Below are 7,304 nucleotides of genomic sequence, written 5' to 3' on the forward strand. Positions count from 1 at the left end.
CCCCGCGGCCGATCCGCCGCGACCCGTGTCCCCGCTGGCGGCGCGGCCCGCGCGGAGCCGACCCTGGCCCACCCCAGCGCCCTCCCCGCGGCAGGACGCCGATCGCTTCGAGGATCCCCGGGAGCGGAGAAGGGAGCCCAGCAGGGCCGAGCCGAACTTGGAGAGCCTCCCGACGGACACGGGGCTTACTGCCGCGCGCCCGCGGGGGCCTCGTCGGCCTCGCCGGGCCGTGCGTCGCCGTTGAACAGCAGATTGGTGAGCATCACGTGGACCCTCTCGGCGTTGGGGACGTCCGTGAGGTAGAGGGGGTCGTCCGCCGATGTCTGGAGCTCGAGCGTGCCCGCTCCGAAGAGGCGGTCGATGAGGTCGTGCTCGTAGGCGACGTTCGAGATGCGGCTGAGGGGGATGTCGTGGCCGGTTTTGGTGAAGATGCCGGCACGGGTGATGATCCGGCGATTGGTGATCGTGTAGGTCGCCGTCACCCATTTGAGCCACGGCCAGAACATCCCCACGAGCAGCCCCGCCAGCAGCAGGACGAGGATCGCGACGGTGCTGGCCGGGCGCCAGCCCGCGGGGAGGAAGACGAAGCCGGCTATTGCGGCCGCGATGAGCAGGGCGGACAGAGCGAAATTCGGGATGAGCCTCTTGATGTGCTCGTGCATGTGGAGAATCTCGGTCTCGTCCTTGCTGAGGAGCTTCGAAGACAGTGCCATGGACCCTATCGTGCCATAGGCGCGCCCCGCGGGGCCGCCGATTCGCGCGAGATCCCAGGCGGGGAGGAGGCGGCCTGCGGCGCCGTCGGCGTGCGCGACCCTCGCCGGCGGACTCCGGGCCCCTCAGAGCAGGGCGAGGACGGCGAGGATGGCGAAGAATGAGCCGACCGGCACGGCGACCGCCGCGACGAGAGCGCTGAGGATCGTGATCCGCAGGTCGTCGCGGAGATAGGGGGCGTTGACCACGCCGCCCGCGGCGGCGATGGCCGAGCGCTGCGCGGCGTCGATCCGCGGCATCCATGTGTCGCGCAGGCCCGCCTCAGCCCGGGCCGCCCGCGCCCGGTCGTCGGCCGGATCCGCCTCGTCCGAGCGCGGTGCGCCGTCGATGACGACGACCTCGTGCGAGTCGGAGGGCGCGGCGTCGCGGTAGCGATCGGAGTAGTCCGTCGACGAGGACGCCGCCTCGCCCGCGACGGTGGCCCGCCCGGCCCTCTTCCACTCCTCCACGCGGGACTCGAGCCGGGCGCGGCGGATCGCGAAGACGAGGATGCCCGCGCCGAAGACGGCGCCGAGCGCCAGGACGAGGACGGAGAAGGCGCCGACGCCCCGCCGCGCGAGCAGGGCCCCGAGCGCCAGCAGGGTCGAGTCGACGAGGGCGGCGGTGCGAACGAGCGACTTGCCCGGCCCGCGCGTCATCTCCTCGACGAGGGGGAGGACGTCCTTGAGGGAGCCAGCCGAGAGGAACATGCTCCAATTATCGGACAGAAGTCGGGAAGAGGCCGTGACTGCGGGGCTTTACGCTCAGGGCGCAGCCGCCGCGGCCCGCGGCTGGGACGCGCGCCACCGCGTTCTCCGCCGAGCCCGAGGGCCTGGACCGCGGCCCGCGCGGAGGGAAGGACCGGCCGGGTCGCGTCGGCGGTCTCACGCAATCGGTGCACTGCGCGCGCGAGGGCGCCCACTACACTGGTGGGGACCGTTTCAACGAAGGAGCACCGTGCCCGCCTCATCCTCCGGTCTGCCGCCAGAGATCCGTCCCGCGGCCACCGCGTCCGCGCGCATCCGCAATTTCTGCATCATCGCCCACATCGACCACGGAAAGTCCACGCTGGCCGACCGCATGCTGCAGCTGACCGGGATCGTCGACGAACGCGTCATGCGAGACCAGTACCTGGACCGCATGGACATCGAACGCGAACGGGGGATCACGATCAAATCCCAGGCCGTCCGCCTCCCCTGGACCGTCGCGGGCGAGCCCTACGCCCTCAACATGATCGACACGCCCGGGCACGTCGACTTCTCCTACGAGGTCAACCGCTCGCTCGCCGCGTGCGAGGGGGCGATCCTCCTCGTCGACGCGACCCAGGGGATCGAGGCGCAGACCCTGGCCAACCTCTACATGGCCCTCGACAACGACCTCGCGATCATCCCCGTGCTCAACAAGATCGACCTCCCCTCGGCCCAGCCCGAGAAGTACGCGGAGGAGCTCGCCTCGCTCATCGGCGTCGACCCCGGCGAATGCCTCGCGGTGTCGGGCAAGACCGGCACGGGGGTGGCCGAGCTGCTCGACCGGATCGTCGCCGAGGTCCCCGCGCCCGAAGGCCGGGCGGACGGCCCGGTCCGCGCGATGATCTTCGACTCCGTCTACGACACCTACCGCGGCGTGGTCACCTACGTCCGGGTCAAGGACGGCAGGCTCGCCCCGCGCGAGCGCATCCAGATGATGTCGACGGGCGCCACGCACGAGCTCCTCGAGATCGGCGTCATCTCGCCCGAGCCCACGCCCACCGAGGGCTTGGCGGCGGGGGAGGTCGGATACCTCATCACCGGGGTGAAGGACGTGCGCCAGTCCCGCGTCGGCGACACCGTCACGTCGGCGAAGGCTCCCGCAGCCGAACCGCTCGCCGGCTACCAGGACCCCAAGCCCATGGTCTTCTCCGGCGTCTATCCGATCGACGGATCGGACTACCCCGATCTGCGCGACGCCCTGGACAAGCTCAAGCTGAACGACGCCGCGCTGTCATACGAGCCCGAGAACTCCGTCGCCCTCGGCTTCGGCTTCCGATGCGGGTTCCTGGGGCTGCTCCACCTGGAGATCGTCCGGGAGCGGCTCGAGCGGGAGTTCGGCATCGACATCATCGCCACATCGCCGTCGGTCGTCTACCGGGTGGTGACCGACGGCGGCGAGGAGGCGGTCGTCACCAATCCGTCGGAGTTCCCCGAGGGCAAGCTCAAGCTGATCTTCGAGCCGACCGTGCGCGCCACGGTGCTCGCCCCCGCCGACTACACGGGGACGATCATGGAGCTGTGCCAGCAGCGGCGCGGCGCCATGCTGGGGATGGACTACCTCTCGTCTGAGAGGGTCGAACTGCACTATACTCTTCCACTGGCGGAGATCGTCACCGACTTCTTCGACCAGCTCAAGAGCCGGACGAAGGGATACGCCTCCCTCGACTACGACATGGCCGAGGACCAGCAGGCCGACCTCGTCAAGGTCGACCTGCTGCTCAACCACGAGGTCGTCGACGCCTTCTCCGCGATCGTTCACAAAGACAAGGCGTACTCCTACGGGCTGGAGATGACGAAGAAGCTCAAGGAGCTCATTCCCCGCCAGCAGTTCGAGATCCCCGTCCAGGCCGCCGTCGGCAGCCGGATCATCGCTCGCGAGACGATCAAGGCGATGCGAAAGGACGTTCTGGCCAAGTGCTACGGCGGCGACGTCACCCGCAAGCGCAAGCTTCTGGAGAAGCAGAAGGAGGGCAAGAAGCGGATGAAGTCGATCGGGCGGGTGGACGTGCCCCAGGAGGCCTTCGTGGCCGCGCTCACCTCCGGGGCGCCCAAGAAGTAGGGAGAGCCGCATGACAGGAGAACCGCAGATGCACGACCAGGCCAGCAGCGATCCGTCCGACCTCGAGGCCAAGCGCCGTCAGGGGCGCGTCAAGTCCTTCTCCCGGCGCGGAGGGCGCATGATCCGCCGGTACCGGAACACGCTCAGGGAGCACGGACCCCGCTACGTCCTCGACCTTCCCAGGGGCGATTCGCCGACGACGATCGCCGACGACGCGCGCGTCGACCTCGCCGCGGCCTTCGGCAACGACGAGCCGGTGGTCGTCGAGATCGGCCCGGGATCGGGCGAACAGCTCGTCTCCTACGCCAAATCCCACCCCGACCGCAACGTGCTGGCCTTCGAGGCCTGGCACGTGGCCGTGGCCCGGTGCGTGGCCAACGCCGTGCGCAACGACGTGACGAACGTCCGCATCGTCGAAGCCGACGCCGCCCAGGCTCTGCCGGTGGTCTTCGCCGACCCGGCCACCCCTCGGGCGCGCGAACTGTGGACGTTCTTCCCCGACCCGTGGCGCAAGAAGCGCCACCGCAAACGCCGCCTGGTGGCCGGGCCGTTCGTGGCGCAGGCCGCCGGGGTGCTCAAGAGCGGCGGCCTGTGGAGGCTCGCCACGGACTGGGACGACTACGCGTGGCAGATGCGCGACGAGCTCGAGGACAGCGACTCCTTCGCCAACCTCTACGCGGGCCAGAGGCTCGACCCCAGCGACCCCGAGCCGCTTCGAGGCGGGTTCGCGCCCCGGTGGCCCGAACGGGTCATGACGCGGTTCGAACAGCGAGGGGTCGACGCCGGCCGCACGATCCGCGACCTGGCGTTCCGGCGTGCCTGAGCTCCCCGACGGCGAGCAGGCCCCGCCGGACGGCTCCCTGCCCGACCCCGGCGTCCACGGCGGCTTCGCCGCCTACGTCCACATACCCTTCTGCGCCGTCAGATGCGGGTACTGCGACTTCAACACGTACACGAACCTCCGCATGGGGCCGGGAGCGTCCGTCGACGACTTCCCCGGATCGCTGGCGGGGGAGATAGCCCTCAGCCGCCGCGTCCTGCGCGGCGAAGGCAGGCTCCTCGACACGGCGTTCTTCGGCGGCGGCACGCCCACGATGCTCGACCCCGGCCAACTGGGAGGGGTCCTGGCAGCCCTCGACTCGGCCTTCGGGCTGCGCGCTGGAGCGGAGGTGACCACCGAGGCCAACCCCGAATCCGTCAGCCGCGACAGCCTCCTGCGGCTCGCCGACGCCGGATTCACGAGGGTCTCCTTCGGCATGCAGTCCGCCGTCGGATCCGTGCTGGCCGCCCTCGACCGACGGCACACGCCGGGCCAGGTGGAACGGGCGGTCGCGTGGGCCAGGCAGGCCGGGCTCGACGTCTCCGTCGACCTCATCTACGGCGCGCCGGGGGAGACGATGGGGCAGTGGCGGCGATCGGTCGATGCGGCCCTCGCGCTTGAGCCGGACCACGTGAGCGCCTACGCGCTGACGGTCGAACCCGGCACCAGGATGGGGGCGCAGGCCGCGCGGGGCAGGATCCGCCTGCCCGACCCCGACGAGCTGGCGGACAAATACGAGGCGGCCGACGAGGCCCTCACCGCCTCCGGCTACCGCTGGTACGAGATATCGAACTGGGCCCGACCGGGCCGCGAGTGCCGGCACAACGCCGTCTACTGGCGCAGCGGCAACTGGTGGGGATACGGTCCGGGGGCGCATTCGCACGTCAACGGCACCCGCTTCTGGAACGTCAAGCACCCCCTGGCCTACGCGCGCCGGATCGGGGCGGGGGAGAGCCCGGCGGCCGCGTGCGAGACCCTGACGGCCGCCGAACGGCGCAGGGAGGACGTCATGCTCGGCATCCGCCTGCGCGAGGGGATCGAGGTGCCGCAGGGCGCGGGCCCGCTCGTCGCCCGGTTCGCCGACGACGGCCTCGTCGATCCGGGCAGGGCCGCCGGCGGCAGGCTCGTGCTCACGCGGAAGGGCCGGCTGCTCGCCGACTCGGTCACCCGCGACCTATGGGCGTAGCCGGGCCCGCAGGTAGCTGCGCCGGCGCTCGAAGACGGCGCGGATCTCCTCTTCGACGCCCTCCAGGAAGTTCTCCCGGCCCTCGGCCGACGTCAGGGACAGGACGGCGAAGTTCACCGCGGCTGCGAGGCTGAGGACGAGGCTGACCCGCTGCCCCGCGGACGTGAGGATGTAGGTCTGGCCCCCGTAGCGGAAGGAGTCGACGACCGCGGGGGGCAGATCCCACGCGGCATACAGCTCCTGGCCGACCACGGCCACCGACAGGACGGCGAAGACGGCGAAGGCGACCAGGAGGATGACGCACAGCTGAAGGGACTGCCGGACGGCGAACAGAAGGGTGAGGTTCGTCCGCTGGCCCCACGTCAGGCGCTCGGATTCGTCGAGCAGGTCGCCTTCGAGCTGGCGCGTGAGCCGAGGGGTCCCGGCCACCACCATGAGGAGGGCGAAGGCCGCCAGCACGCCCGCCAGGGTCCTGAACCGGACCGGGTCGCTGACCGTGGCGAACTGCCACATCTCCTGCGTGAAGAAGAGCAGGAAGCAGAAGAGGAAGATCGCCGCCATCTGCCGGAAGACGATGACGAGCTGCCGTCCGAGGTCGGCTATCAGGCGCAGGAGGGCCCACGCCAGGGTCTGCGCCAGACCCCACCCGATGACCCCCACCACCAGCGTGCAGACGGCGACGTTGAAGGCGACGTGGCGCAGGGCCGGCATCACGTCGCCTCCGCTCATGCGCATGAGCGAGGGGACGAGGACGAACACGGCGGCGCTCCACCACCCCAGGCGGGACGGCGGGGCGAAGAGCCGCCGCGACTTCCAGCGGTTGACGAGCGCCCACGCGGCGAGGATGGCGCAGACGGACCCGGCGAGGATGGCGCCCGCCATCCTCGGCGTCCACGAGGTCGCGATCGATCTCATGACCTGGACGAGGAAGAGCACCGCGAGCCAGGGCCAGGCTCGGGTGAGGATGTCCTCCGTGGCCGAGTAGTCCTCGATGAGGGTGGGAAGGCCCTGGCGGCGGAAGTAGCGCTCGTCGGCCTCCAAGCGGCGGGCGGTGTCCTCCCCGCGGGCGGGCCCGGTGTGTTCTTCACTCACGCGACCATTCCATCACACGGCCGAGCCCCGCCGTCCCGCATTCGCGCGTCCGGGCCCGCTCAGTTCGAGCCCTTGGCGGTGACGAAGTCGATGAGCTCCTCCATCCGCCCGAGGAGGGAGGGCTCGAGGTCCTTGTAGGAGGCGACGCGTTCCAGGATGCGCGACCATCCGATCCCCACGTCCTCGGCCGTCTCGTGCGCCCAGCCCAGGCGGCGGAGGGTCCCCGCCTTGACGTCCTCGCCCCGGGGGACCTCCGGCCAGCGGACGAGGCCCACCGCGGCGGGGCGCACGGCCTGCCACACGTCGACGTAGGGATGCCCGAGCACGAGGACCCCCGGCAGGTGCGCCACGCGCTCGGCGATGCGCGACTCCTTCGAGCCGGGTACCAGGTGGTCGACGAGGACGCCCGCGCGGCGGACCGGGGAGGGGCCGAACGCGGCCAGGGCGTCCTCCAGCCGGTCGACGCCCTTCAGCTCCTCGACGACCACGCCCTCCAGGGCCAGGTCCTCCCCCCACACCTTGGCGACGAGTTCGGCGTCGTGCCTGCCCTCGACCCAGATGCGCGAGGCCCGGGCCGTGCGCGCGCGGGCCCGGACGTGCAGGGAGCCGGAGGCCGTGCGCACGCGTCCGGTCGGCGCGGGAGCGGCC

At 71.1% G+C, this 7,304-nt stretch carries 8 protein-coding genes; 3 read left to right on the forward strand and 5 right to left on the reverse strand.

Annotated features, from left to right (window positions below; translation table 11 throughout):
- From HMPREF0043_RS11770 to HMPREF0043_RS07980, 3 genes are all read right to left on the reverse strand, one after another.
- Positions 1-180: hypothetical protein (locus HMPREF0043_RS11770; protein WP_040318173.1), on the reverse strand; the 180-nt coding region annotated here is incomplete at its 3' end.
- Between the two features lie 5 nt (positions 181-185).
- On the reverse strand, positions 186-713 hold the full coding sequence (locus HMPREF0043_RS07975) for a PH domain-containing protein (protein WP_021602506.1): 528 nt from the start codon (positions 711-713) through the stop codon (positions 186-188).
- A 123-nt stretch (positions 714-836) separates the two neighbouring features.
- Positions 837-1,460, reverse strand: a complete 624-nt coding sequence (locus HMPREF0043_RS07980) for a hypothetical protein (RefSeq protein WP_021602507.1) — start codon at positions 1,458-1,460, stop codon at positions 837-839.
- Positions 1,461-1,707: 247 nt separating this feature from the next.
- Here HMPREF0043_RS07980 and lepA point away from each other — a divergent pair, with 247 nt between their 5' ends.
- Genes lepA through hemW form a run of 3 tightly spaced genes read left to right on the forward strand, consistent with a single transcriptional unit; the run spans position 1,708 to position 5,564 of the window.
- Positions 1,708-3,558, forward strand: a complete 1,851-nt coding sequence (gene lepA, locus HMPREF0043_RS07985; RefSeq protein ID WP_040318174.1) for a translation elongation factor 4 — start codon at positions 1,708-1,710, stop codon at positions 3,556-3,558.
- 10 nt (positions 3,559-3,568) lie between these two features.
- Entirely contained in the window at positions 3,569-4,381 is an 813-nt protein-coding gene (gene trmB / locus HMPREF0043_RS07990) for a tRNA (guanosine(46)-N7)-methyltransferase TrmB (protein WP_232206089.1), read from the forward strand.
- Positions 4,374-5,564, forward strand: a complete 1,191-nt coding sequence (gene hemW / locus HMPREF0043_RS07995; protein WP_021602511.1) for a radical SAM family heme chaperone HemW — start codon at positions 4,374-4,376, stop codon at positions 5,562-5,564. The genes trmB and hemW overlap by 8 nt, the downstream gene beginning before the upstream one ends.
- On the opposite strand, the gene HMPREF0043_RS08000 is transcribed toward hemW, so the two are convergent.
- Positions 5,553-6,656: a hypothetical protein gene (locus tag HMPREF0043_RS08000; protein WP_021602512.1), complete on the reverse strand. Its 1,104-nt coding sequence runs from the start codon at positions 6,654-6,656 to the stop codon at positions 5,553-5,555. The genes hemW and HMPREF0043_RS08000 overlap by 12 nt on opposite strands.
- Before the next feature lie 59 nt (positions 6,657-6,715).
- A partial coding sequence (locus tag HMPREF0043_RS08005; protein WP_040318176.1) for a DUF3097 family protein occupies positions 6,716-7,304 on the reverse strand: 589 nt, incomplete at its 5' end.

Source organism: Actinobaculum sp. oral taxon 183 str. F0552, from assembly GCF_000466165.1.
In the GTDB taxonomy this organism is placed as follows: Bacteria; Actinomycetota; Actinomycetes; order Actinomycetales; family Actinomycetaceae; genus Peptidiphaga.